Origin of the sequence: uncultured Tateyamaria sp. (assembly GCF_947487805.1) — a bacterium.
Classification (GTDB): Bacteria; Pseudomonadota; Alphaproteobacteria; order Rhodobacterales; family Rhodobacteraceae; genus Tateyamaria.
The window spans coordinates 18,680-44,465 of the sequence record NZ_CANKXW010000004.1; the positions used below are offsets into that span (position 1 = coordinate 18,680).

A 25,786-nucleotide genomic window follows, 5' to 3' on the forward strand; every position below is an offset into this window, starting at 1 on the left:
TTAACACATGCGCCAAGGGGCATTCGTGATAGTCTGCCGAAAAAGGGAGAGGCCGGAATGGTGCTGCAACTGTCGGGGCATGCGGAAACGCTGTATCAGGGGATCAAGGACGCCCCCATCGTGTCGCCACACGGGCATTGCGACCCCGCGTGGTTTGCCGATGACACGCCGTTTGCCGATCCGGCAGATCTGCTGGTGATCCCCGACCACTACGTGTTCCGGATGCTCTATTCCCAAGGCGTGGCGCTGGCCGATCTGGGCGTGGGCGTGCCCCCACAGGACCGCGACCCGCGCGCGATCTTTCGGACCTTTGCTGCGCATTGGCACCTGTTTCTTGGCACGCCCAGCCGCACATGGATCACTCATGTCCTGCACGACACGCTGGGCTGCCCCGATCCGCTTGGCCCCGACACCGCCGACGCCGTCTATGACCATATCGCGGACTGGCTGGCGCAGGACGCGCACAGGCCGCGCGCTCTCTTTGACCGCTTCGGGATCGAGGTGCTGGCGACGACCGATGCGGCGCTTGATGACCTGTCCCACCACGCCGCCATCCGCGACAGCGGCTGGCCGGGCCGCGTGGTGCCCACGTTCCGCCCCGACGCGCTGCTTGATCCAAATGCCCCCGGCTGGGACGCGTCGGTGGATGCGCTGGGGGCGATGACCGGCACCGATACCACCACCTTTGCCGGGTTCCTGTCGGCCCTCCGCCAGCGCCGTGCGGCGTTCAAGGCCATGGGGGCCACCGCCACCGACCACGCCATCGAAGACCCCCGCACCGTCTGGCTCGACACACCGGCGGCAACCTATGACCGCCTACGTGCGGGCGACAAAACCGACGCTGCGGCGTTCCACGGGCACATGCTGATCGAAATGGCGCAAATGTCGCTCGATGACGGGCTGGTGATGCAACTGCACGCAGGCAGCCGCCGCAACACCAACCACGCCGTGCTGAACCAGTTCGGCCGCGACAAGGGCGCGGACATCCCCGTCGCCACCGACTGGGTGCGCGGGCTGGAGCCCCTGTTGAACCGCGTGGGCAATGACCCGCGCCTGACGCTGATCCTGTTCACACTGGACGAAACGACCTATGCCCGCGAACTGGCACCCATGGCCGGGCACTGGCCGTGCCTGCGGATCGGACCGCCATGGTGGTTTCATGACAGCGCGGCGGGCATCGCCCGCTATCTGGATCAGGTGGTGGAAACCGCCGGCTACTGGAACCTCGCCGGGTTTAACGACGACACCCGCGCCTTTCTGTCGATCCCCGCGCGTCACGACCTGTGGCGACGCGCCGTGGCCGTGCACCTCGATACACAGATCGCGCGCGGCTATTTCGACCTCGCAACCGGGCAGGACATCGCCCGCCTGCTGGCCACCGATCTGGCCCGCGACACCTACAGGCTGGGCTAGACCATGACGCGCATTCTCCACCTTGGCGTCGGCAATTTCTTTCGCGCCCATCAGGCCGATTACACCCAGTCCAGCCCGGGCTGGCGCGTCACCGGGGTCAGCTTTCGCTCCCCCGCCATCCGCGACGGGCTGGCCGCGCAGGGCTATGGCTATGCACTGGTGATCAAGGACGCGGGCGGCACACGGTTGCGCCAGATCGACGTGATCGACCGCATGATCGTCGCCGCCGAGGATCCACAGGCCCTGCATACCGCGATCACCGACCCTAAGGTCGCCGTGATCACGCTGACCGTGACGGAAAAGGCCTACCACCTCGGCCCCGAGGGCCGCCTCGACCTGAACGCCGACGCGGTGCGGGACGATCTGGCGGGCGGCGCGCCGACGCCCGTGGGCGCACTGGCGCGCGGGCTGGCGGCGCGCACGGCCCCGGTCACCGTCCTGTCCTGCGACAACCTCGCGGACAATGGCCCGAAACTGCGCGCGGCGGTCATGGACTTTGCCGCGGCGGCGGGCCTGTCGATCACCGCACCCGTCACCTTTCCGGCCAGCATGGTCGACCGTATCACCCCCGCCACCACCGACGCCATCCGCGCCGAAGCGTCGGACCCCATGGCCGTCCCGACCGAAGCGTTCACCGAATGGGTGGTCGAGGATAATTTTGCCGCCGCCCGCCCCGACTGGCCGGGTGTGCAATGGGTGGACGACGTTGCCCCGCACGAAATGCGCAAGCTGCGAATGCTGAACGGCGCGCACTCCTATCTCGCCTATGCGGGCACCCTGCGGGGCCACGAATTCGTCCATCAGGCCGTCGCTGACCCGGTGCTGCGCGCAGGCGCCTACGCCCTGATGCAAGAGGCGGCAGAGACCCTGCCCGAAACGGTCCGTGCGCAGGCGGCACCCTATGCCGACGCCTTGCTTGAGCGGTTCGACAATCCCAACCTGCACCACCGACTGCGCCAGATCGCCATGGATGGCAGCCAGAAGATGCCGATACGTGTCGTCGCAACTTTGCGCGACCGCACGGGGACACCCAGCCCGGCGCTGACACAGGCGATCAACGCCTGGTGTGACTTTGTCCGCGTGGAAACAGGCGCGGGGCGGACCCTCGATGACCCCATGGCCGGTGCCCTAGACGATGCCTGCCGCGGGGCCAACCCGGCCAGCGCGTTGCGGCAGATCATCGGCGCGCCCTAGCGCGGCAGGATGGCACCCTTGTGGCCGATCACCTTGGCCGCCAGATCATGCCCCGCCTTCAGCGCCGCCGCCTGCGACGCACCGGTCAACAGCGCGCCCAGATACCCGCCGTTGAAACTGTCCCCCGCAGCGGTGGTGTCCACAACCGTCTCCGCCGGGGCAAAGGTGCCCTCCGCCCCGGTCTTGAGGCACAGCGGCCCCGATGGCCCGCGCTTCAAGGCGCCTGTCCGCTCCATCATGCGGAACCGCGTGGCAATGGTGTGGGCGTCTTCGCCGGTCAGGGCCTCTTCGTCGTCGATGGACGGCACGGCAATGTCGGTCAGCGCCCAGATCGCGGCATTGGCTGCCATCGCCGTCTCGCGGTCGATCCACAGCTGCGGGCGATAGTTGCTGTCATAACAGACCCGCCCGCCCTTTTGCCGGAACCCTTGCAGGAACCGCATCAACGCCGTGCGGATCCCCGGCGACATGATGGCCAGCGTGATCCCCGACAGGTACAGAACGTCATAGCCCTCAAGCCCGCTGAAATCCGCCCCGTGATCCGTCGCAAACATGCGCCGGGCGGCGGAACTGTCACGCCAATAGCTGAATGACCGCTCGCCTGCATCGTCGGTGGTGATGGCGTAAAGGCCCGGCATCCGCTCCGGATCGCGTTCGATATTCGCGGTGCCGATCCATTCCGACCGGATGAACTTTTCGATCTGATCGGAAAACTTATCCGTGCCCAGTCGCGTGATATAATCCACCTCGATCTCCGGCGCGGACCGTTTCAGATAGATCGCCGTGTTCAGCGTATCCCCCGCCACGCCCACCTTGGCCGCGGTCGCACCGTCCATCGACAGCTCGACCATCGCCTCGCCGATCGCTCCAACTTTCATGGCAATTCCTTTCGCGCCGTGCGCCGCCAGATGATCAGACCGGACACAACAATGATCGACGCACCAAGCATCGTCCACCCGTCCGGTACATCGTTAAAAACCACATAGCTCGCAACCGCGAGGTACAACAGGAAACTGTAGGTGTAGGGCATCAGCGTGTTGGCCGGCGCATAGGTATGCGCCCGCGAGAAAATCTCGTGCCCGGCCCACCCGGCAATCCCCAACCCAATCAAAAGCCCCCATTCCAGCCCACTGGCCGGGGGCACCCAGACCCACATCGCAAAGGGCGCCAGCGTCAGCGCACCAAAGGCGCCCATGTAGAACTGCATCGTTTCGGCGGCGACCACGCCCGCAATCTTGCGCGTGATGATCGAATACAGCGCCAGCGCAAAGGCGTTGTAGACATTGAGCAGTGCAATCCAGTGAAACGCCGCATCAAAGGGCCGGATCACCACCAGCACACCCATGAACCCCAGGATGATCGCAAACCACCGCCACGGCCCCACCCGTTCCCCCAAAAGCGGCCAGCTCAGCGCGCAAACGATGATCGGGGCCGAAAACATGATCGACCCCGTCACTGTCAGCGACAGGTAGTTCAGCGTGATAAAGTTGAACAACGTGGCCGAGGCCAGCAGGAACCCCCGCGCCAACACGAGGCCCAGGTGATCGGTCTGAAAACTCGACCAGCTCACCCCCTGCCGCAGCACCAGAAGGGTCGAGATGATGAAATGCGGTGCATAGCGCATGAACGCCAACTGAAACGCAGGCAGCCCGGCCAGCACCAACCACTTCACCGACGTGTCGATGACGCTGAAAAAGGCATAGGCCGCCAGCGTCATCATGATGCCCAGCGCGGCGCGGTCCTGTTGTGGAAGTGCCGCGATGGCCATTGTTCAGCCCCCGGGCTACTTTTTGAAACGGTCGGCGTAATAGTCGACCATTTGCGACACCATGTCGTCGGCGCGCCCGCTGTCGCGCGCATCACTCAACGCGCCCAGCGCACATTTCGACATGACAGACTCAGCGCCCGCATCTGACGCCATCTGCGCATAGTATCCGACATCCTTGGCCGCGTTCTTGATGGCAAAGGCCAGTTGGTTCGGATCACCGTCCACACCGTATCCCTTGACGAAATCCATCATCCCGGATTTCAGCGGCCCCGCCGCCATCACGTCATAGGCCTGCTGCCGGTCCACGCCCATCACATCCGCCATGGCAAAGGCTTCGGCCATGGCATTGGCGACTGTCATCCCGAAAAAGTTGTTGATCAGCTTGATCGTATGCCCAGAGCCCAGCGCGCCCAGATGGAACACGTTCTCGCCCAGATCATCCAGCACGGGACGCACAGTGGCAAAGGCGCCCTCGTCTCCCGAACACATGATATTAAGCAGCCCATCGACCGCATGGGACGGGGTCCGGCCAAGGGGCGCATCCAGGTAATGCCCGCCCGCTGCCGCAACCTCTGCGCCCAGCGTACGTGTGGACCCCGGCAGGGACGTGCCGAAATCAATCACAATCGCACCGGGTTTTAGGCCTGCGATCACACCATCGTCGCCCCGCATCCGCGCCTCGACATTGGCAGAGGTGTCCATGCACAGCATCACGATATCGCTCGCCTCGGCCACGGCCTTGGCCGTCGTGACCTCTGCCGCCCCGCGTTCCACAGCGCGGTCCACATAGGTGCGCGTCCGGTTCGCAATCACCGTCAGGCCATAGCCCTGATCCTGCAACCGCCCCACCATGGCGCCGCCCATCAGGCCCAGGCCGATAAATCCGATTGTTGGCTTGCTCATGTGTCGTTTCCTTTTCCGGGAATGGTGTCAAAGGCGCGTGTTTTCAGCCCCTTCTGGATTTCATAGATCGAGATCGGCACATCCGGCTGTGGTTGCGGAATGCGGATCGGAATGTCCTTGAGGCGCGGCGTCAGCGTCGGCTCACCGCACAGCATGCGGGTGTTGTAGTCTTCGATCCCGTCCCATTTCGTCATGCTGCCCATGATCGGAAACGCATCCGCCGCCATCATTTCGTAAAACAGAATGCGCCGCGCCCGATCGCTGGTATTCAAGGCAGACCCATGCACAATCCGCCCGTGATGGATGCTCACCGACCCGGCAGGCCCCGTCAGGGCTACCGCATCCGCCGGGTTCAGCCCGTTCTCCTCGGGCAACATCGCACCGGCAAACACGCCATCCACGTGATGATCGAACACCGGCCCCTTGTGTGATCCCGGATACACCATCAACGGCCCGTTTTCCTCGGCCATGTCATCGATGCAGATCCCGATGGCCAGAATGTCGTCATTGGTGTGGGGATAGAACGCATAGTCCTGATGCCACTCCACCGCCGCGCCGTAACCTGCTGATTTCATGTTCAGTTTCGTGGTGTGCAGTCGCAGGTCCGGCCCGATCAGGTCGCGCGCAGGGCCCAACACATGATCCGAATACATCAACTCCCGCACCACGTCAGAAATCATATGCGGCAGCTTGATCCGCCGCAAACGCGGGTCGTCAGCCGTATGGCTGTCCTCCAGATCCAACCGGTCGTTGCTGGTGGTCATCGTGGCCGCCTCGGCCTCGAACCTGCTGATTTCGTCCCGGATCTTTTGCAGCCAGTCGGGCGGGATCTGGTTTTCGACCAGAAGATAGCCGTGCTCCTCGAACTGCGCCTTCTGCGCGGGGGTCAGACACTCCATCACATCACCGCCCCGATCTGCCAGGGCACGAACTCATAGTCGCCCAGCCCCTGCGCTTCGGATTTCGACATCTCGCCCGAGGCCACGCGCAGGAACAGCTCGTAAATCTCGCGGCCCTTTTCCTCGAGGCTGACACCGTCCGACAGCATCGCGCCCGCGTTGACGTCCATGTCCTCGATCATGCGGCCATACATCTCCGTATTGGTCGCGACCTTGATCGTGGGCGCTGGTTTGGAGCCAAAGGCTGACCCCCGCCCGGTGGTAAAGCACACAAGGTTGCACCCGCCCGCGATCTGACCGGTGACGGATGCCGGGTCATATCCCGGCGAGTCCATAAAGGTGAAACCGCGCGCCCGCACAATCTCGGCGTATTTGTAAACACCGGTCAGCGGGGTGGTCCCCCCCTTGGCCGCGGCGCCCAGCGACTTTTCAAGGATGGTGGTCAGCCCGCCCGCCTTGTTGCCGGGGCTTGGATTGTTGTCCATGCTGCCCTTGTTGCGCGCTGTATAATCCTCCCACCACTTGATCAGACCGATCAGCCGCTCACCCGTCGCCTGATCCACCGCGCGGGCAGTCAGCAGATGCTCAGCCCCATAGATCTCGGGCGTTTCGGCCAGCACGCCCGTGCCGCCCTGCGAGACCAAAAGGTCCGTCGCATATCCCAAGGCGGGGTTCGCCGTGATCCCCGACCACGCATCCGACCCGCCGCATTGCAGCGCGACCTTCAACTCGGACGCCGGGCACGGCGTGCGCTGCGCCTGATTGGCAATGGGCAACATCGCGGTGACCTTCTCGATCCCCTTCTCGACCGTGCGGCGCAGCCCCGCGACCGACTGGATGTTCATCGTCTGGAATGTCGGCCCCTGTTTCAGGCCCCATGCCTCGAGCAGCCAATCGATCTGGTTCATCTCACAGCCCAAGCCCACCATCAGCACCGCCGCGTGGTTGGGATGCGCGGCATAGCCCCACATGACGCGCTGCAACGCCTCGAACCCGTCGCCGCTGTCGGCCATGCCGCAGCCGGTGCCGTGGACGAACGCCACAACCCCGTCGACATTCGGATAGTCGGCCAGCATCTCGGGCGTGAAATGCGCAGCAATCATCCGCGCCGCCGTCGCCGAACAGTTCACCGAGGTGACAATCGCAATGTAGTTCCGCGTGCCCACGGACCCGTTTTCGCGCCGGTAGCCCATGAACGTGTCCGGTGTCCCCGCGGGGACAGGGCGTAGATTGGTGGCAAATTCATAGGCCACGTCGGTGCCGCGGAACGCCACATTGTGCGTGTGCACATGGTCGCCCGCCGCGATGTCGGTCGCGGCATATCCGATCACCTGCGCGTATTTGCGGATCGCCTCGCCCGTGGCCATGGCGCGCGTCGCGATCTTGTGCCCCGAGGGGATCAGCGCGCGCGTCGCCACGCCGTCCACCGTCACGCCTACCTCGAGGGCGCGGGTGGCGGTCACCACGGTATCACTGGGGTCTAGTCGAATGAAATCCATGGCTTACGCGCAGACAGGGCTGTCTGCGTCCCAACGGTGAATAGGAATGTGAGGGGTCATGGCCAGCCGGTCGCGCGCGGCAAACCACGCATCGCGCCAGACGCGCCAGTCGCGCAATGCGGTCTCGGGGGCGGCACGGCTGCGGGCGACAAAGCTGGGGAAATGATCACGACCCGTGGGCTGTCCCGTCACGTTGAACCGCAGGTCGAACGACCACCGGAACACGTCCGACAGGTTGGGCAGGGACGCATGTGGCACCAGCGGATGAAACAGGACCACGCCGCCCGACCGCACTGGCAAGGGCACCGCGCGGTCCGTGTCCAGATGCCGGGGCGCAATCGCCGTCTGCACCTGCGGACAGTGCGGCAGCAGCCCATCATCGATGCCCGGTACAACTTGCAAACACCCATTTTCGACCGTCGCATCGGTGATCGCGACCCATGCGGTGACCATGTCCGTCGCATCCGCCGTCTCGTGACCCACGCCCCGGTCCTGATGCCAGTCGGTGCGCGTGATATGCGCGCGCACCTCGTCCTCGGCCAACTGAGGCGCAGGCGGTTTGATCCGCACATGCTGGATCGGGTTCGAAGTGATCTCGGGGCCGATCAGGCTCTGGACCGCGTCAAGCAGACGATCCTGCACCACCAAATCAAAGATCGCGGGACCAAAGTGCATCGGGCAATCGGCCGCGATCTCGTCCCCCGGCAGGCTGATGTCCATTGGCTGAAACCAATCGCAGCCCGCGGCATAGGACGCGCTCAGCTTGCCCCAGAAATCCAGACCTGTCCCCGCGGGGACACGCCCCTGCGCGTGCCATTCGGCATAAAGACCGTCCAGCAGCTCCGCATACTCCCCCCTCACAGCATCGATGACCGAAGACGGAATGACGTCTTCGATCACCAGATACCCTTGGGTGTTGAACTGCGTGACTTGGGCCTCGCTCAGCATGATCCCACCCTAGAGCAGGATCGATATGATCGGCGGCCAGATCAGCAACACGGACAGCGCGATCAACTGGATCCCGATAAAGGGCAGGAACCCCTTGAAGATATCCGTCAGCGTGATGTGCGGCGGCGCCACCGACTTGAGGTAGAAGGCCGCGGGGCCAAAGGGCGGCGACAGGAACGACACCTGCATGTTCATACAGAACACCACCCCGAACCAGATCGCCACGTGGCGCGGGTTGAGTTCGCCAAAGAGGCCAATCTCGTCCAGCGGCAGTTTCAGCACGATAGGCAGGAACACCGGAATGATCAGCAGCACGATGCCGACCCAGTCCATGAACGCGCCCATAAAGAGCAGGATCAGCATCATGAACAGGATCACAACCATAGTGGGCAATTCGGACCCGACGATGAAATCCGCGACATAGTTCGGGCCACCGGCGATGGTATAGGCCCCGGCCAGTGCGGTCGCACCGATGGTGACCCACACGATCGTGCCGGTGGATTTCAGCGTCCGCATCAGCGAATCCCACACCAGCTCGGGCGACGCCTCGCCGCGCAGCACCGCGATCACGAACACGGCCATGGCGCCCATGCCAGCCGCCTCGGTGATGCCGGTGATGCCGCCATAGATCGACCCCATGACAACGCCGATCACAACGATGGGCGGCACCAGCCCCTTGCCCATCGACCAGCCCAGCGCGGTGCGCGCGCGGCCAAAGACAAAGAACATCAGGACCATGGACAGGGCGAACATGCCCGCGAAATAGCCGATGTATTCCGCAGTGCCCCAGAACGCGGCCTCGCCGGTGTTGGCGGCGTTTGACCCGGAGAATTCAAAGAACGACGCGCGCAGGAACAGGGCAAAGGTGAACCCGGCAAAGACCACGTTCATGAAGGCCCCGAACAGCGCCCATTTCTCGGCCCCGCGCGGTTGCGATTCCAGATCGGCCTGTTCGGCCAACAGCTCGTCCCGCTCCTGGATTTCCTCGGCACTCAGGTCACTGCGTTCGGCAAAGGCGGCCAGCTTGCGGGCGATGGTCTCTTCGGGGAGCGGCGCGTCTTCGGGTTTCAGCGTCGTGCGGATGATGATGTAGATGATGATGAACGAGGCCAGCATGAAACCGGGGATAAAGGCCGCGGTGAACAGCGCCTTGATCGAGGTTTCCGTGATCAAACCGTAAATGATGAGAACGATGGAGGGCGGGATCATCGTGCCGAGGCTGCCGGAGGCACAGATCACACCGATGGCGAGGTTCTGGTTATAGCCCAGCCGCAACATCTGCGGCAGCGCGATGAGGCCCAAGAGCACAACTTCGCCCCCGATGATGCCCGACATTGCGGCCATGATCACGGCCATGATCGACGTCACGATGGCGATGCCACCACGGGTGCGGTTCAGCCAGACGTTCAGGGACGAATACATCTCCTTGGCGATGCCGGACCGTTCCAGAAGGGCGGCCATGAAGATGAACAAGGGTATCGATATGAGGACGTAACTGGTTAAGACGTCTCCATATATTCGCTGCGGCAGGATGTTCAGCGGCCCGGAGCCCGGTCGCCCGGTCAACAGCCCCTCGCCCCACAGGGCGGGGTTCATCAGCAGCGCGGGCTCGAACTTCATGAACAGGACGACCACGGCCATGAAGGCCGAGGCAAAGCCCAGCGGCATGCCGATGGCCAGGAGCAGGATCAGGCCCAGCATCAGGACCAGTGAAATTGTACCGACGTCCATGACTTACTTCCCCGCCACTTGCGCTTTGATGCGCTCAATTTCTTCTTCGTCGAGGTCTTCGCCGCCGTAATGGACCTCGTCCTTGTTCCAGTCCGAGATCAGGTTGACCACGGCCTGCAAGGCCACAAGCGACACGATGATCAGCACCAGAGGCTTCATCGTGGCCGGGATCGGCGGGTCAAAGGCAGTGCCAAAGGTTTCCCAGCGGTAGAATTTGTCAAACGCCTCTCCGTAGCCGCCAAAACAGAGGAAGAAGGCAAAGATCAGGATGCAGGAGGTCGAGATCACGTCGAACAGCCGCTGCACGTTGCGCGGCACGGCATCGTACAGCAGCACGATGCGGATGTGGCTGCGCTGTTGCATGGCATAGAGGCCCGCGCAGAGGAACACGAACCCGGCCAGCCACAGCGACATTTCATTGGCCCAGAGGGTTGGCGCTTCGAACACGTAGCGCAGCAGGACCTCGAACAGCATCACGCCGGTCAGCAGGACGATCAGCATCATGGTGACGCGGCCGATGAACACGGCCAGACGGTCGGCGGGCTTCCAGCTTTCGAACTCCATGCCCGCGCGTTGCACGGTGCGGACGCCAAAGAAGGCTGTGATGGGGATGCCGATCAGCGCCAGCCAGTCGACGATATCGGCAAAGCCGCCAAAGAGGCCGCCCATCCCGGGCGTCACGTCATTGCGCTTGAACAGCGCGGACAGCTTGTCAAACTGGGACGGATCCGTCGGAGGATAGAAGTCGAGCGTGAAGGCCGGCATATGCCAGATCACCCAGCCCGCGCATAGGATGAAAGCCAGTGGCACAAGCCATTCGACCAGAGTGCCGGAGCGCACCTGCATCGTCATATCCCCCTGTTCGTAAAAATCCCTGACCGGACTTGGCACCGATCTTGAGGAAGGTTGGGGCCCCGCTGGCGGGACCCCAAGATATCGCTTACTCGGACACGAGGCCCAGTTGCTTGAGATAGCTCAGATGCGCATCGACCAGCGCCTTGGCTTCTGGCGTGTCGGCGAACTCGGGCCATGTGGCCTGTGCCGCATCACGGAACTTTTGCAGTTCTTCAGGTGCCCACTGGCTCAGTGTCACACCATCGGCGCGCAATTGAGCAGCCGCTTCGGCGTTCTTCTTCTCGAACGTCAGGGCGGTGCGCAGGGCCAGTGCTTCCATGGCGACCTTCATGATGGTCTGGTGGGCTTCGGGCATCGCGTCGAACACGGCCTTGTTGCACGCCAGGTGATCCGAAGGCATCGAGTGGAAGCCGGGGAAGTTGGCATATTTCACGATGTCATACAGACCCAGGCCGACGTTGTTTGCCAGACCGGATGCGTCCGCACCGTCGATGATGCCTGTTTCCAGAGCGGTAAAGATCTCGGTGAAGTCCATCACGATGGGCGAGGCGCCCAGCTTTTCAAAGATCTTGGTTTCCATGCCGGGGGGCGAACGGAATTTCCAATCCTTGAAGTCCGCAACCTTTTCGATCGGCTTGGACGAGGCGAAGGATTCCTGGCCGTAAACCCACCAGCCGATCAGCTCCATGCCGTACTTGTTGTACAGAGGTGCAGCCGCTTCGCGACCACCACCGAAATACAGCCAGCTCAGCTGTTGGTAGGGCGTCTCGTAGCCGCCCATGATGTCGCCCACGAACTGGAACGCCGAGTTCTTGCCGGTCTGATAACCGCCACCGGTCATGTCGCAGTCCAGAATGCCCGTGGCTGCCGCGTCGAATGTTTCGACCGATTTCACAACGGACGAGCTGTAGAACATCTCGACCTGGATACCGCCGCCGGACATTGTCTGAATGTCTTCGACATATTGTGCAGCCAGTTTGCCGGACACGGTTTCAGGGGCATAGTGTGTTTGAATGCGCAGCTTGGTTTCCTGCGCGCTCGCGGTCATTGCAGTGGTTGCTGCAAGCGTTGCCGCGACGGCGACGGTTGCCGCCTTCTTCATGAATGTCATGTTTTCCTCCCAGACATATATCTTGCGCACCGTCCGAGGTCTTGAGGCCCCATTTGACGCACCGTAACGAAAGGCTAAGCGGAGATAGCCCACACGACAACATAAAAATGAAATTCGGGGCAATTTCGAGATTTTGATAGAATTTCGAAATTTTTTCTTTTACCGTTTCCGGCAGTACTTGAGCAAGCAGACCTGCAATGTCCTATGACACCGACATCTACGAGACTCTGCGGCATCGGCTGATGACCAACGGCTTCGAGCATGGGCAGAAGGTGCGCGCGGAACACCTGCGGCTCGAATTCGGCTGTTCTGCCAGTACGATTCGCGAGGTTCTGTTTCGGCTGTCGACGCTGGGTCTGGTCGAGTTTCGCGAACAGCGCGGGTTCCGGGTGCCCGAGAAATCCCGCAAGGTCGTGCACGAACTGACCCACCTGCGCGTCCTGCTCGAAGCCGAGGGCACCGTGATGTCGATCCGCCTGGGCGGTGTCGCGTGGGAGGCCCGCCTGACGGCCGCGCATCATCAGCTCAGCCATCTGGAAATGCGCCTGCAAGCGGCCTCGGACACCGAGCCGTTTGTCGATCTGTGGTTCGATGCGGAGCGGCAATTTCACGAGACGTTGATCTCGGCCTGTGGATCGGATGCGCTGCGGTCGGCGCATCATCAGGTCTATTGCCGCTTTCGGCAGCAGCTGATGGTCGAGGACCGGCGGTTCGACTACATCTCGAACAACATCAAGCATCACCAGCAGATTTTGGACGCGGCCATGGCCGGGGACGAGATGCTGACGCGGCAAAAGATCCACGACCATCTGGCCCGGCACCTGATGCAGCCCAGCGAACCGGAACCCGCCTAGGCGGTGCCGCGCACGGGCCGGTCATTGGCGATGTTGAAGGCCATGCCGTCCAGCAACTCTTCGAGGTCAGGGCGCGCGGCGGGACCGTTGGAGATATCGACCAGCATCAGCGTGCCGTCCGGGCGCATCGCAAAGGCGCCGGGCTCGGCAAAGGTGTCGGTGGTCTCGGCCTCGGACAGAGGTTCGGAAACATAGAGCCCCAGCTGCCGCATCTGCGCGACGCTCAGCCCATAGCCGAGGTCAAAGGACCAGCCGAATTCCTCTTTGTCCGCCAGTGCCTTGTCCCGCGTGTCGGCGGACACGACGGCGACGTCCATCAGGTCCGTCCACTGCGGCAGCGCCGCGTTCAGCTTGTTCAGGAACCGCTTGCAACGCGGGCAGTGACGGCCCCGGTACACAAACAGGATCGACCACCGGTCGCCCGGTTTGCCCACCGTTATCTGCGAAGTGCCATCCACATGGGGCAGCGAGAATTCCGCGACCTTATGGCCGACGCGGGGTTTGTCATGGGTGGTCATGCACGAGGCTCCTTTGGGTCCGGGGCTTAGTCCGTCAGCAGGTTGGGCAGGGTCAGCGAGATGGCGGGCACAAAGGTGATCAGCATCAGCGCCACAAAGATCGCAAGGTAGAAGGGCCAGATCGTGCGCACCGCCTTTTCGATCGGCAGCTTGCCCACCGCACAGCCCACGAACAGACAGGTCCCGACCGGTGGGGTGCACAGGCCCAGGCCGAGGTTGACCAGCATCATGATCCCGAATTGCACAGGGTCCATGCCAAGGCTGTGCGCCACAGGCAGGAAGATCGGCGTGCAGATCAGGATCAGAGCGGCCATGTCCATGATCATCCCCAACAGCAGCAGCACCGCGTTGATCATCAGCAGGATCAGGATCGGGTTTTCGGTGATCCCGGTCAGCAGGTCCACGGTCTTGCTGGGCACCCGGTAGAAGGTCAGCATGTAGGCAAAGGCCCCTGCACAGGCGATCAGGATCATCACCATCGAAGTGGTGCGCACCGAACTGATCACCGCGGTTTTGAAGCTGTGCCAGCTGAGGCTGCGATAGACCAGCAGCGTCACGACCAGCGCATACATCGCGCCAAACGCACCCGATTCCGTCACCGTGAACACGCCCGACAGGACGCCGCCCACGATGATCACCGCCGTCAACAGGCCGGGGATGGCGCTGGCGAACGTGTAGGCAAGCGCGGACCAGCCGGGGAACTTTTCGGCGCCATAGCCGCGCTTGACCGCGATCAGATAGGCGGTGACAGCCAGACAGATGCACATCAGCACCCCCGGCACGACCCCGGCCAGGAACAGCTTGGAAATCGACACGGCCCCGCCGGTGGCCAGCGCAAAGATGATCATGTTGTGGCTGGGCGGGATGATGATCCCCGCGATGGAGGAGGTCACGGTGACATTCACCGCGTAATCGGCGTCATAGCCTTTGTCCTTCATCACCGGCACGAGGATGGAGCCCAGCGCCGAGATATCGGCAATCGCCGAGCCCGAGATGCCGCCGAACAGCATGGACGAGAACACGTTCACCACGCCCAGGCCCCCGCGCACCGCGCCCACGGCAGCCTGGGCGAACCGCACCAGCCGCATGGCGATCCCGCCATGGAACATCAGGTCTCCGGCAAAGATAAAGAAGGGGATCGCCATCAGCGAGAACACGTTGATCCCCGCCACGATCCGCTGGAACACGACAAAGAGCGGCAGGCCCTCGTGCCAGAAGGCGGCCAGCGCCGCGATACCCAGCGCAAAGGCCACGGGCGTCCCGATGATCACACAGAGGGCAAACACCCCAAGAAGCAGAGCAAGTCCCATGGTTATCCTTGATCAATATTGTCCTGGCGGTCGTCCCGCCCGAGAAACACGCGCAGCAGATGCCCCACGGAGAACAGGAACAGCAGCGCGCCGCAGATCGTCAGCGGCAGCGACCGCAGCCCCTCGGGCCACTGGATCAGCGGGATCAGCGTGTTCCATTTGAAGAGTGTCAGTTCCCAGCCGTACCAGAACATCATGCCACCAAAGAGCGCCATGAGCCCGTCCGACACCACAACGAACACGGTCCGGACCCAGCCGGGCACCATGTTGCGGAACAGCACGACCGACAGGTGCGTGTGCTGTTGCACGCCCACCGCCGCGCCGAGAAAGGCAATGACCATCACCATGAGCAGCGACACCTGCTCCACCCATGTGGGGGTGTCGTTCAGCACGTAGCGGCCAAAGACCAGCCAGGCGAAGATCACCGTCATCACCACAAGGCACGTGCCCGCGACGATCACGCAGATCTGCGACAGCAGACCAAACAGGCGGTCCATCTGGCGGAGCACCGCCGGGCTTTCAGTAGATTTGGACATGCGCTCCCCCCTTCGTTGCAACGTCCGGCCCCGCACTGTGTCGGGGCCGGACGCGTTTCAGGTCATGTGGTGACTGCGGTCACTCGGTGGCTTGCGCCAGTTCGACCAGTTTCTTCATATCCGGGTTGGCGGCAAGATATTCGTCATAGACGACGCCCATCGCGTCCTGGAACGGGCTCTTGTCGGCAATCTCGTTCACCTTGATCCCCGCGGCCTCGACGTCCTTGCGGGCCTGCTCGGACTGGACCGACCACAGCTCGCGCTGGAACAGCGCCGCTTCTTCAGCCGCGCCGCGCACAGCGGTCTGCATTTCAGGCGACAGGGCGTCGAACTTGGCCGTGTTCACACAGATACATTCGGGGATGATCAGGTGTTCGCTCAGCGAATAGTGCGTCGTCACTTCGTAGTGGCCCACGCTCTTGAACGAGGGGAAGTTGTTTTCCGCACCGTCCACAACGCCGGTTTTCAGCGCCTGCTGCACTTCGGAGAACGCCATCGGAGACGGGTTGCCGCCCATGGCCGAAATCATCGCCGTGTAGAGGTTGTTGTTCATGACGCGGATCTTGAGACCCTCGACATCCGCAGGCGTGTTGATCGGTTTCTGGCTATAGAACGACCGCGCACCCGCATCGACCCACGCCAGCGGCTTGACGCCCGCATCGGCCATGGCGCTTGCCATGATCTCGCCCGCTTCGCCGTCAAGCACGCGGAACATGTGCGGCACGCTCTTGAAGATGAAGGGCAGCGACACGAGGTTCGCTTCCTTGACCATCGGACCGATGGGGCCAAGGTTGAAGTTGCCGACCTCGATCGCGCCGATGCGGACCTGCTCCAGCGCGTCGGGCTGCGATCCCAGCACACCGCCGTGGAACACTTCGACCGTCAGCTCGCCACCTGTGGCGGTGTTCACCAGCTCGGCGAACTTGTCCATGGCCGCCGTGTTCGGGTGCCCGTCATTGTGAATGTTCCACGCGCGCCACGTGTCCGCGGCAGCCACGGAACCAAACAGCGCAACGGCTGCGGCGGCTCCGACCAAAGTCGATGAAAAACGTTCGAACATCGTTTCCTCCCTGAATGTCCGGCCCTTGTCGTGATGGGCGTTTTGCGTGTTGCGGGCCGCCGTGTTCCTTTGAGAACGATCAACAGCACGCTTGACGTCCCCATCAGGATACTAGTATCCCAGTTTTGTCAACTGCGATTTCGCGCGACCGTCACAGCCCGCAAAAAGGGGGCACGGCGCGGGCAAACACAGGCGACAGGACTGGGCTGACGGGTTTCTCGGCGCGCGCAAACGCGGTATCTGGCACTGTTCGGAAAGGGATTTGATGCTGGAAATGAAAGAAAATTCGGTACCGCGCACGACCACGGATGTCGTGTTTGAAAACCTGCACAACGATATCGTGTCGCTGGCCCTGTTGCCCGGTGCCAAGATGTCAGAGGCCGAGGTCGCCGCCCGTATGGGCGTGTCCCGGCAACCCGTGCGGGACGCATTCAATCGCTTGGCCCATATGGATCTGCTGTCGATCCGGCCGCAGCGCGCGACCCGCGTGCGCGGATTCTCGGCAGAGAAGATCGCCAATGCGCGCTTTGTCCGCCTGTCGATCGAGCTGGAAGTGATTCGCCGCGCCCACAGCGTCTGGGACGACGCCAAGGCCGCTGTGCTCGACCGCCAGCTCGACATCCAGAGGGCCGCGATAGACGCGGGCGACATCGGCGAATTCCACGCGCTGGACTACGATTTTCACAAGGCGATCTTTGATCTGGGCGGGCACCCGCTGGCCTTTGACATGGTGGTGCAGTGCAAACAGCCCGTGGACCGTCTGTGCGTCCTCAGCCTCGGGGACAAGGACGAGCTGTCCCACGTCTTTGCCGATCACGAACGGATTGCCAACGCCCTCTCACGCGGATCTGTCGAACAGCTTGAGGACGTCACGCGACAGCACCTCAGCCGCCTTGACGCCACGATCCGCGCCATCCGCGAGAAGCACGCAGAGTATTTCGAATAACCCCGCGGCCCAGCCGCACAGACCAAAGACCCCGAAAGGACATCCCAAATGAAACTAGCAGGTCAAACAGCGATCGTGACGGGCGGTGGCCGGGATATCGGGCTGGCGGCGGCGCTCAAACTGGCCGCCGAAGGGGCCAATGTCGCGATCAACTACTTCTCCAGCGGCACAGGTGCGGATGACGCCGTCGCACAGATCACGGCAAAGGGCGGCAAAGCCTTTGCCATGCAGGGCGACCTGACCAAACAGGCGGATGTCGACGCGCTGGTCGACCGGACGGTGTCGGAACTGGGCGGCATAAACGTGCTGGTGAACAATGCAGGCGGGTTGGTCGCGCGCAAGACGATCAAGGACATGCCCGACGATCACTGGACCACCGTGATGGATCTGAACCTGAACAGCACGTTCCGCGTGACCAAGGCCTGCCTGCAACACATGGAAAAGGGCACAATCGTCAACCTCGCCAGCCAGGCCGCGCGGGACGGCGGCGGCCCCGGTGCCGTGGCCTATGCCACGTCCAAGGGGGCGGTGATGACCATGACCCGCGCACTGGCCAAGGAGGTCGGCCCCGACATCCGCGTCAACGCGCTGTGCCCCGGCATGATCGACACCGATTTCCACAACGTCCACACCCCCGACGCCGGGCGTCGCGGATACGAGGCCGCGGCCCCCGTCAAACGGCAGGGCACGACGGAGGACACCGCGAACCTGATCCTGTTCCTTGCCTGCGATGACAGCGCGTTCATCACCGGCGCCAATATCGACATCAACGGCGGGATGCTGTTCTCCTGACGCTTTTGCGATCGGTCTTGCCTGACCGCCTCAGCGGTCGGGCAGATCTTCGGCCACATAGACGTCGATGATCTCGCGGAACGTCGCCTCGGCCTTGAACCCCAGGGCCGTGGCGCGGTCGGGCGCGAAGTTGCGCGGCCAGCCATCCACGATTTTGGCGATGGCGGGATCCGGCTGCGGCTTGATCAGGGCGACGACATTGTTGCCCGCCACCTCGCGCAGCGCCTCGATCTGCTCGGCCACGGTACAGGACAGTCCCGGCAGGTTCAGCGCCCGCCGCCCCTCCAGCCGCGCGGTGTCCAGCGTGCCCGCATGGGTCAGGAACCCCGCCGCCGACCGGGGCGAGGCATGCCAGTGCCGCACCGTGTCGGCCACCGGCAGGATCGCCTCCTGCCCGTTCAGCGGCTCGCGGATGATGCCCGAGAAAAAGGACGACGCGGCGAGGTTCGCCTTGCCCGGTCGCACGCAGATCGTGGGCAGGCGCAGCGACAGCCCGTCGATGAACCCCTTGCGGCTGAAGTCCTGCACCATCAGCTCGCACGCCGCCTTTTGCGCGCCATAGCTGGTTTGGGGCGAGGTCAGGAATTCGTCGCCGATCTTGTCCGGGTAGGGCCCGCCAAACACGGCGATGGACGAGGTGAACACCACGCGCGGCACATAGGCCCCGCCGGTGGCACGGTGCTGGGCGCGCAACGCCTCGAGGAAATGCCACATGGGCAGCATGTTCACCTGCCAGCCCAGATCGAAATTGGTCTCGGCCTCGCCCGACACGATTGAGGCGAGGAAATAGATCACGTCGAACCGTTCGGCGGCCAGCGCAGCCCCCTCGGCCTGCACCGACAGGTTGCCCACACGCCGGTCCGTACCGACGCCGCCCTCCGGGAATGCGATGTCGTGCAGGGTCAGCGTGACGGGCGCGGCGTCCAGCCCTTCGGCCTCGAGCTTTTGCGCCAGTTTCTGGCCGACCATGCCGCCGCCCCCCAGGATCAGAACACGGGTCATGCGCCGCCCTCCTGCCGGGCCTTGAGCTCAAGATAGAGGCCCGAGTGATCCCGATCCGCCCCGTCCATGTGATCCACGAAATGCGCAAAGCGGTCCCGGACGCCTTCGGTCATCGGCAGGCTCAGACCCACTGATTCGGCCTCGCCCAGAACATTGTCCAAATCCTTGAGCTGAAATTTCGAGAGTCCGCCAGGTTCGAAATTTCCGGTCGTCATCCGTTCGCCGTGCTGTTGCAGGATCACCGAATCGGCGAATCCCCCCTTGAGGGCCGCGCGCAGGGCGGCGGGATCTGCACCGCCTTTTTCGGCCAGCAGCATCGCCTCGGCCACGGCGCCAATGGTCACGGCAACGATGGTCTGGTTGCACAGTTTCGACAGCTGCCCACTGCCGGTCGGACCCACATGTACCGGGCGGCCCATCGCCCCCAGCACCGGGGCCGCGCGTTCCACATCCGCAGCCTCCCCGCCTGCCATGATGGCAAGCGTCGCGGCCTCTGCCCCCTTGGTGCCACCGGACACGGGCGCATCGACAAAGGCGACGCCCTCGGCCTCCAGCAGCGCGCGCGCCTCGCGCGCCTCGCCCGGTTTCGTGGACGACATGTCGATCCACAACGCCCCCGCGCCCAGCGCCCAGGACACATCACGGATCATCGCCAGAACGGTCGGCCCGTCGCTCATCATGGTGATGATGACATCAGCATCGGTCACGGCATCCGATGGCTTGCCCACCACCTTCGCCCCATGCGCGGCCAGCGGGTCGGCCTTGGCCTGCGTACGGTTCCACACCGTCACGGGTACCCCGGCCTGCGCCAGATTGCGCGCCATCGGAAATCCCATCAAACCCGTGCCCAGCAGGGCCACCTTCTCAAACGCCATCGCGCATCCTCCCAAATTGCCATGACGTCTGGTCAACAGTTGCGCCATGTCCTACGCTAACACCAAAACGCAGCCCACGCGGCAGCGCAACACCTGATCAGGATGGGGGGACCACATGGGCCGTTTAGACGGAAAGCGCGCGCTTGTGACCGCGGCAGGCCAGGGGATCGGTCGCGCCAGCGCCGAAGCCATGGCCGCAGAAGGCGCACAGGTCTTTGCCACCGACCTCAACGCAGACCTGCTGACCGGCATGTCCGCAGGCATCGAAACCTTTGAACTCGATGCGATGGACGCAGACAGCATCGCCGCAGGCGTCGAACGTGCGGCACCGGATGTGCTGTTCAACTGCGCAGGATTTGTACACCACGGCGACGTGATGGCCGCGACAGAGGACGAATGGGATTTCGCCTTTGACCTCAACGTGCGGTCCATGTTCCGCACCATGCGCGCGGCCCTGCCCGGCATGGTGGAACGCGGCACCGGGTCGATCATCAACATGTCGTCGGCCGCCTCATCCGTGATCGGCGCGCCCAACCGGTTCATCTATGGCACGACCAAGGCCGCCGTGATCGGCATGACCAAATCGGTCGCGGTCGACTACATCACCAAGGGCATCCGCTGCAATTGCATCTGCCCCGGCACAGTGGAAAGCCCAAGCTGGCATGACCGCGTGAAGGCGCTGGGTGAACAGGTCGGCAGCTACGAAGAAGCCCTCAAACAATTTGTGTCACGCCAGCCCATGGGGCGCGTGGCCACGGCGCAGGAAATCGCCAACCTCGTTGTGTATCTCGCCAGCGACGACAGCGGTTTCACCACAGGACATCCCCACATCATCGACGGAGGCTGGTCAGGACAATGACCAAGAAAATCGGAATAGAAGATCTGCGCTCGCGCAAGTGGTTCATGAACCCGGACAACCCGGAAATGACCGCGCTCTACCTCGAACGCTATCTGAACTACGGTCTCACACGCGAGGAACTGCAATCGGGCAAGCCGATCATCGGCATTGCGCAGACGGGCAGCGACCTGTCGCCCTGCAACCGGCACCACCTTGAGCTGACCAAGCGGGTGCGCGACGGCATCATCGCGGCAGGCGGCACCTGTATCGAAGTGCCCGTGCACCCGATTCAGGAAACCGGGAAGCGGCCCACTGCCATGTTGGACCGGAACCTTGCCTACCTCAGCCTCGTGGAAACGCTCTTTGGCTATCCGCTTGACGGCGTTGTGCTGAACATCGGCTGTGACAAGACCACACCCGCCCTGCTGATGGCCGCTGCCACTGTGAACATCCCCGCCATTGCCCTGTCTGTCGGGCCGATGCTGAACGGCTGGTTCCGGGGTGAACGCACCGGGTCCGGCACAATCGTCTGGAAAGCCCGCGAAATGCTGGCCGCGGGCGAGATTGACGACGATGGGTTCATGGAACTCGTCGCATCCTCCGCCCCCTCCGTCGGCTATTGCAACACGATGGGCACGGCCACGACGATGAACAGCCTCGCCGAAGCGCTTGGCATGCAGTTGCCCGGTGCCGCCGCCATCCCCGCCCCCTACCGCGAGCGCGGTCAGATCAGTTACGAGACCGGCCGCCGCATCGTCGACATGGTGTGGGAAGACCTGCGCCCATCCGACATCATGACGCGCGAGGCGTTCGAGAACACGATCGTCATCAACTCCGCCATCGGCGGGTCGACCAACGCACCGATCCACCTGAATGGCATTGCCAAACATCTGGACGTGCCGCTGAACAATGACGACTGGCAATGCGTCGGCCACGAGGTCCCGCTGATCGTCAACATGCAGCCTGCGGGCGAATATCTAGGCGAGGATTACCAGCATGCGGGCGGTGTGCCTGCGGTCATTGGCGAATTGATCGCCGCCGACCTGCTGCCGCACCCGGACATCATCACCGCCAACGGTAAGACGATGCGCGAAAACTGCGGCCATGTGCGGTCCGAGGACACCCGCGTGATCCGCTCCGCCGCCGATCCGCTCAAGGAACATGCCGGGTTCATCAACCTCAAGGGCAACCTCTTTGACAGCGCGATCATGAAGACATCCGTGATCTCGCCCGATTTCCGCGCACGGTACCTGTCAAACCCCGACGATCCCGAGGCGTTCGAGGGCCGCGCCGTGGTGTTCGACGGGCCAGAGGATTTCCACCACCGCATCGACGATCCGGCGGAGAACATCGACGAAAACTGCATCCTGTTCATGCGCGGTGCTGGTCCCAAGGGCTATCCCGGCGGGGCAGAGGTCGTGAACATGCGCGCGCCCTCCTACCTGCTGAAAAAGGGGATCGACGCGCTGCCTTGTGTCGGTGACGGGCGGCAATCGGGCACCTCCGGCTCGCCCTCGATCCTCAACGCCTCGCCCGAGGCGGCGGATGGTGGCGGTCTGGCCTTGCTGCAAAACGGCGACCGCGTGCGGATCGACCTGAAAAAGTGCACCGCCGACATGCTGATCGACGCATCGGAACTGGCTGCACGCTCTGTCGCGCTGGCCGAGGCCGGGGGCTTTGGCACGCCAGACAGCCAAAGCCCGTGGCAAGAGATCTTCCGCGACCGCGTTGGCCGCTTTGACGAGGGCATGACCCTGCGCGGGGCGGACGCCTACCAGGATATTTCGCGTCGCCACATGCCACGCGACAACCACTGATTTTCGAGACGAACAAAGGACTTTTGCAATGAAACTTGTACGCTTCGGCGATATGGGCGCCGAAAAACCCGGCCTGATGGATGGCGATACGCTGCGTGATCTGTCGGGTGTGATCGACGACATCGACGGCACGACGCTGGGCGATGACAGCCTCGCCAAACTGCGCGACATCGACCCCGCCAGCCTGCCTGCCGTGGCCGGCAGCCCCCGCATCGGCGCCTGCGTCGGCAACATCGGCAAGTTCCTGTGCATCGGCCTGAACTATTCCGACCACGCCGCCGAAACCGGCGCGGACATCCCCGAACACCCCATCCTGTTCTTCAAGGCGAACTCGGCCATCGTTGGCCCCAATGACGATGTGGTCATGCCGCGCGGGTCCGAGAAAACCGATTGGGAGGTCGAGCTGGGTGTCGTCATCGGCACAACCGCCAAATACGTCAGCAAGGAAAACGCGCTGGATCACGTGGCGGGCTATTGCGTGGTCAACGACGTGTCCGAACGGCATTTTCAGACCCAGCTGACCGGTCAGTGGACCAAGGGCAAATCCTGCGACACGTTCGGCCCCACAGGCCCCTATCTCGTCACGCGCGACGATGTGCCGGACCCGCAGAACCTTGCCATGTCGCTCGATGTGAACGGCAAGCGGATGCAGACGGGCAACACGTCCACCATGATCTTTACCGTGGCCGAGATCATCGAACATCTGAGCCAGTTGATGACGCTGCACCCCGGTGACGTGATCACTACGGGCACACCCCCCGGCGTCGGCATGGGCATGAAACCGCAGACCTTCCTCAAGGTGGGCGACGTCATGGAGCTGACCATCGAAGGGCTGGGCACCCAGCGCCAAGAGGTGAAACAGGATGCCTGATCTGCTGCAAATCGGTGGCATCACCGACGCCATGCGCGACCGACTGTCCGAACGGTTCACCATCCATCAGGCCACGGGCGATTACCCCGCCGAGGCGATCACCCACATCGTGACGAACGGCCATGACGGGGTGCCGGCGGACGTGCTGGCCAAGTGCACCAACGCCAAAATGGCCGCGAGCTATGGCGTGGGATATGACGCCATCGACACCGACGCCTGCGTGGAACGCGGCATCATCGTCACCCACACGCCCGACGTCCTGAACGCCGAGGTCGCGAGCACCACGATCATGCTGATGCTTGCCAGCTTCCGCAATCTGCTGGCGGACGAGGCGCACGCCCGCTCCGGCGCCTGGGAAACGGATGGCAACGCGCCGCTGTCGCGCAGTGCCGACAACCGCCGCGTGGGTATCCTCGGGCTGGGCCGCATCGGTCAGGCCATCGCGGACAAGCTCAAGGCGTTCGACGCCGACATCCACTATCACACGCGCAGCCAAAAGGACGTGCCTTACACCTATCACGACACGCTCGTCGGCATGGCCAAGGCGGTTGAGGTCATCATCTGCATCACCCCCGGTGGCCCCTCGACGAACAAGATCGTCAACGCCGAGGTGATGGAGGCTTTGGGCCCCGATGGCACGCTGATCAACGTCTCGCGCGGGTCCGTCATCGACGAGGCGGCGATGGTCGCGGCGCTGCAATCGGGCAAACTGGGCTATGCCGCCCTCGACGTGTTCGAGGAAGAGCCCAAGATCCCCGACGCGCTGAAAACCATGTCCAACGTGGTCCTTCTGCCGCATGTGGGCAGCGCCACGGTCGAAACCCGCGCCGCCATGGGCGCGCTGGTGGTGGACAACGTGCTCAGCCACCTCGACACCGGCAAGACGCTGACGCCGGTGCCGGAAACGGCGCATCTGAATGGCTAGGATCGCGCAGGTCACCGCGCGCCTCTTCGCCGTGCCGCTCGACGAAATCCTCGTCGATGCCAAGCACGGCGATCACAGCCACTTTCACCTGATCACCGCCACGGTGACATTGGACGATGGGCGCACGGGCACAGGCTACAGCTATAACGGTGGCCGCGGCGGGCACGCGACGGCCGCGATGATCACCCACGATCTGGCGCCGTTCCTGACAGGCCAGGATGCGGACAACGTCGAAGAGCTGACCCACGCCATGGACGCGCACCTGCACTATGTCGGGCGCGGCGGGGTGCTGTCCTTTGCCATTTCCGCAGTGGACATCGCACTCTGGGATGCGCGGCTCAAAGGGGCGGGGCAATCGCTGGTGCAGGCGGCGGGCGGCGCGTCGGACCGATGCCGCGCCTATGCGGGCGGCATTGATCTGGGCTTTGACCTGCCCAAGCTGCTGGACAGCGTGCGCGGCTACCTCGCGCGCGGGCACAACGCGGTCAAGATCAAGATCGGCCAACCGACCGAAGCCGAGGATGTCGAACGCATCCGCGCGGTGCGCGACCTGATTGGTCCGGACGTGACGTTCATGATCGACGCCAATTATTCGATGACCACAGATCAGGCGATCAGCTTGGCAAACGCGGTCAAGGATCAGGACATCACGTGGTTCGAGGAACCGATCGAACCGGATCTCTTTGAAGATTTCGCCACCATCCGCGCGGCCACCGGCATGGCCACAGCACAGGGAGAAAACCTGCACACGATGCACGAATTCCGCCGTGCGCTGCCCCATGTGGATTTCATCCAGCCCGACGCATCGAACTGCCTCGGCATCACCGGCTGGCTCGAGGTGGCCGGGATGGCGCGGGACGCGGGCGTGCCGGTGTGCAGTCACGGCATGCAGGAATTGCACGTGTCGCTCGTGTCCTCGCAACCTCACGGCGGCTGGCTCGAAGTGCACAGCTTTCCCATCGACCGTTACACCACGCGGCCCCTCGTGATCGAGGATCACCTCGCCGTAGCGCCGGATGCGCCGGGGATTGGCGTGACCTTCGACTGGGCCAAACTGACCCCACACGAGATTTCGCCGTAGGCATCTGCCCACCCGAATACGCCTTGGGGTGCGCCTTTAC

25 protein-coding genes are annotated in these 25,786 nt (G+C 63.4%); 10 read left to right on the forward strand and 15 right to left on the reverse strand.

The annotated features are described in order from the left end of the window. Positions 1-57 precede the first annotated feature (57 nt). Entirely contained in the window at positions 58-1,413 is a 1,356-nt protein-coding gene (uxaC, locus tag Q0949_RS11315; RefSeq protein WP_299371874.1) for a glucuronate isomerase, read from the forward strand. A 3-nt stretch (positions 1,414-1,416) separates the two neighbouring features. After that, positions 1,417-2,607 (forward strand): mannitol dehydrogenase family protein, encoded by a 1,191-nt coding sequence (locus Q0949_RS11320; protein WP_299371877.1) that lies wholly within the window; start codon positions 1,417-1,419, stop codon positions 2,605-2,607. On the opposite strand, the gene Q0949_RS11325 is transcribed toward Q0949_RS11320, so the two are convergent. The 9 genes from Q0949_RS11325 to Q0949_RS11365 all read right to left on the reverse strand — a co-directional run bounded on the left by Q0949_RS11325 (position 2,604) and on the right by Q0949_RS11365 (position 12,321). Next, the gene (locus Q0949_RS11325) at positions 2,604-3,485 is read right to left on the reverse strand and encodes a sugar kinase (RefSeq protein WP_299371880.1); all 882 of its coding nucleotides are present in this window, start codon (positions 3,483-3,485) and stop codon (positions 2,604-2,606) included. The two genes, Q0949_RS11320 and Q0949_RS11325, sit on opposite strands and share 4 nt — an antisense overlap. Beyond that, a complete protein-coding gene (locus Q0949_RS11330) occupies positions 3,482-4,375 on the reverse strand; it encodes a DMT family transporter (RefSeq protein WP_299371883.1) in 894 nt (297 codons plus the stop codon). The genes Q0949_RS11325 and Q0949_RS11330 overlap by 4 nt, the downstream gene beginning before the upstream one ends. A gap of 15 nt (positions 4,376-4,390) precedes the next feature. Continuing rightward, positions 4,391-5,278, reverse strand: coding sequence for an NAD(P)-dependent oxidoreductase (locus Q0949_RS11335; protein WP_299371886.1), 888 nt, complete (start codon positions 5,276-5,278; stop codon positions 4,391-4,393). Further along, the gene (locus tag Q0949_RS11340) at positions 5,275-6,177 is read right to left on the reverse strand and encodes a phytanoyl-CoA dioxygenase family protein (protein WP_299371889.1); all 903 of its coding nucleotides are present in this window, start codon (positions 6,175-6,177) and stop codon (positions 5,275-5,277) included. The genes Q0949_RS11335 and Q0949_RS11340 overlap by 4 nt, the downstream gene beginning before the upstream one ends. Next, on the reverse strand, positions 6,177-7,676 hold the full coding sequence (locus Q0949_RS11345) for an altronate dehydratase family protein (RefSeq protein WP_299371892.1): 1,500 nt from the start codon (positions 7,674-7,676) through the stop codon (positions 6,177-6,179). Before Q0949_RS11345 ends, Q0949_RS11340 begins: the two co-directional genes overlap by 1 nt. Positions 7,677-7,679: 3 nt before the next feature. Next, a complete protein-coding gene (locus Q0949_RS11350) occupies positions 7,680-8,624 on the reverse strand; it encodes a phytanoyl-CoA dioxygenase family protein (RefSeq protein ID WP_299371895.1) in 945 nt (314 codons plus the stop codon). Between the two features lie 9 nt (positions 8,625-8,633). Beyond that, a complete protein-coding gene (locus Q0949_RS11355; RefSeq protein WP_299371897.1) occupies positions 8,634-10,355 on the reverse strand; it encodes a TRAP transporter large permease subunit in 1,722 nt (573 codons plus the stop codon). Positions 10,356-10,358: 3 nt separating this feature from the next. Next, a complete protein-coding gene (locus tag Q0949_RS11360) occupies positions 10,359-11,207 on the reverse strand; it encodes a TRAP transporter small permease (RefSeq protein WP_299371900.1) in 849 nt (282 codons plus the stop codon). Positions 11,208-11,295: 88 nt separating this feature from the next. Beyond that, positions 11,296-12,321 carry a TRAP transporter substrate-binding protein gene (locus Q0949_RS11365; RefSeq protein WP_299371903.1) on the reverse strand — a complete coding sequence of 342 codons (1,026 nt, stop codon included), beginning with the start codon at positions 12,319-12,321 and terminating at the stop codon, positions 11,296-11,298. A 197-nt stretch (positions 12,322-12,518) separates the two neighbouring features. Between Q0949_RS11365 and Q0949_RS11370 the strand changes: the two genes are divergently transcribed. Then, on the forward strand, positions 12,519-13,175 hold the full coding sequence (locus Q0949_RS11370; RefSeq protein ID WP_299371906.1) for a GntR family transcriptional regulator: 657 nt from the start codon (positions 12,519-12,521) through the stop codon (positions 13,173-13,175). On the opposite strand, the gene Q0949_RS11375 is transcribed toward Q0949_RS11370, so the two are convergent. The 4 genes from Q0949_RS11375 to Q0949_RS11390 all read right to left on the reverse strand — a co-directional run bounded on the left by Q0949_RS11375 (position 13,172) and on the right by Q0949_RS11390 (position 16,599). Next, positions 13,172-13,693 (reverse strand): redoxin domain-containing protein, encoded by a 522-nt coding sequence (locus Q0949_RS11375; protein WP_299371909.1) that lies wholly within the window; start codon positions 13,691-13,693, stop codon positions 13,172-13,174. The two genes, Q0949_RS11370 and Q0949_RS11375, sit on opposite strands and share 4 nt — an antisense overlap. A 26-nt stretch (positions 13,694-13,719) precedes the next feature. Then, positions 13,720-15,003 (reverse strand): TRAP transporter large permease, encoded by a 1,284-nt coding sequence (locus Q0949_RS11380; RefSeq protein ID WP_299371912.1) that lies wholly within the window; start codon positions 15,001-15,003, stop codon positions 13,720-13,722. A 2-nt stretch (positions 15,004-15,005) separates the two neighbouring features. After that, positions 15,006-15,539, reverse strand: a complete 534-nt coding sequence (locus Q0949_RS11385; protein ID WP_299371915.1) for a TRAP transporter small permease — start codon at positions 15,537-15,539, stop codon at positions 15,006-15,008. A 79-nt stretch (positions 15,540-15,618) separates the two neighbouring features. Beyond that, the gene (locus tag Q0949_RS11390) at positions 15,619-16,599 is read right to left on the reverse strand and encodes a TRAP transporter substrate-binding protein (protein WP_299371918.1); all 981 of its coding nucleotides are present in this window, start codon (positions 16,597-16,599) and stop codon (positions 15,619-15,621) included. Positions 16,600-16,864: 265 nt separating this feature from the next. Between Q0949_RS11390 and Q0949_RS11395 the strand changes: the two genes are divergently transcribed. Together Q0949_RS11395 and Q0949_RS11400 are read left to right on the forward strand one after the other, a co-directional pair. Further along, complete coding sequence (locus Q0949_RS11395; protein WP_299371921.1) at positions 16,865-17,545, forward strand: GntR family transcriptional regulator; 681 nt, start codon at positions 16,865-16,867, stop codon at positions 17,543-17,545. Positions 17,546-17,593: 48 nt separating this feature from the next. Then, positions 17,594-18,337 carry an SDR family oxidoreductase gene (locus Q0949_RS11400; protein ID WP_299371924.1) on the forward strand — a complete coding sequence of 248 codons (744 nt, stop codon included), beginning with the start codon at positions 17,594-17,596 and terminating at the stop codon, positions 18,335-18,337. 30 nt (positions 18,338-18,367) lie between these two features. Here Q0949_RS11400 and denD read toward each other — a convergent pair whose 3' ends face one another. Together denD and Q0949_RS11410 are read right to left on the reverse strand one after the other, a co-directional pair. After that, positions 18,368-19,339 carry a D-erythronate dehydrogenase gene (gene denD, locus Q0949_RS11405; protein ID WP_299371927.1) on the reverse strand — a complete coding sequence of 324 codons (972 nt, stop codon included), beginning with the start codon at positions 19,337-19,339 and terminating at the stop codon, positions 18,368-18,370. Beyond that, complete coding sequence (locus tag Q0949_RS11410) at positions 19,336-20,214, reverse strand: NAD(P)-dependent oxidoreductase (RefSeq protein ID WP_299371930.1); 879 nt, start codon at positions 20,212-20,214, stop codon at positions 19,336-19,338. The genes denD and Q0949_RS11410 overlap by 4 nt, the downstream gene beginning before the upstream one ends. A 115-nt stretch (positions 20,215-20,329) precedes the next feature. Here Q0949_RS11410 and Q0949_RS11415 point away from each other — a divergent pair, with 115 nt between their 5' ends. Genes Q0949_RS11415 through Q0949_RS11435 form a run of 5 tightly spaced genes read left to right on the forward strand, consistent with a single transcriptional unit; the run spans position 20,330 to position 25,746 of the window. Beyond that, on the forward strand, positions 20,330-21,073 hold the full coding sequence (locus Q0949_RS11415; protein ID WP_299371933.1) for an SDR family oxidoreductase: 744 nt from the start codon (positions 20,330-20,332) through the stop codon (positions 21,071-21,073). Further along, complete coding sequence (locus Q0949_RS11420) at positions 21,070-22,869, forward strand: IlvD/Edd family dehydratase (RefSeq protein WP_299371936.1); 1,800 nt, start codon at positions 21,070-21,072, stop codon at positions 22,867-22,869. Before Q0949_RS11415 ends, Q0949_RS11420 begins: the two co-directional genes overlap by 4 nt. Positions 22,870-22,897: 28 nt before the next feature. Further along, positions 22,898-23,740: a fumarylacetoacetate hydrolase family protein gene (locus tag Q0949_RS11425; protein ID WP_299371939.1), complete on the forward strand. Its 843-nt coding sequence runs from the start codon at positions 22,898-22,900 to the stop codon at positions 23,738-23,740. After that, entirely contained in the window at positions 23,733-24,665 is a 933-nt protein-coding gene (locus Q0949_RS11430) for a 2-hydroxyacid dehydrogenase (RefSeq protein WP_299371943.1), read from the forward strand. The genes Q0949_RS11425 and Q0949_RS11430 overlap by 8 nt, the downstream gene beginning before the upstream one ends. Then, positions 24,658-25,746: a mandelate racemase/muconate lactonizing enzyme family protein gene (locus Q0949_RS11435; RefSeq protein WP_299371946.1), complete on the forward strand. Its 1,089-nt coding sequence runs from the start codon at positions 24,658-24,660 to the stop codon at positions 25,744-25,746. Before Q0949_RS11430 ends, Q0949_RS11435 begins: the two co-directional genes overlap by 8 nt. The last annotated feature ends 40 nt before the right edge of the window (positions 25,747-25,786 follow it).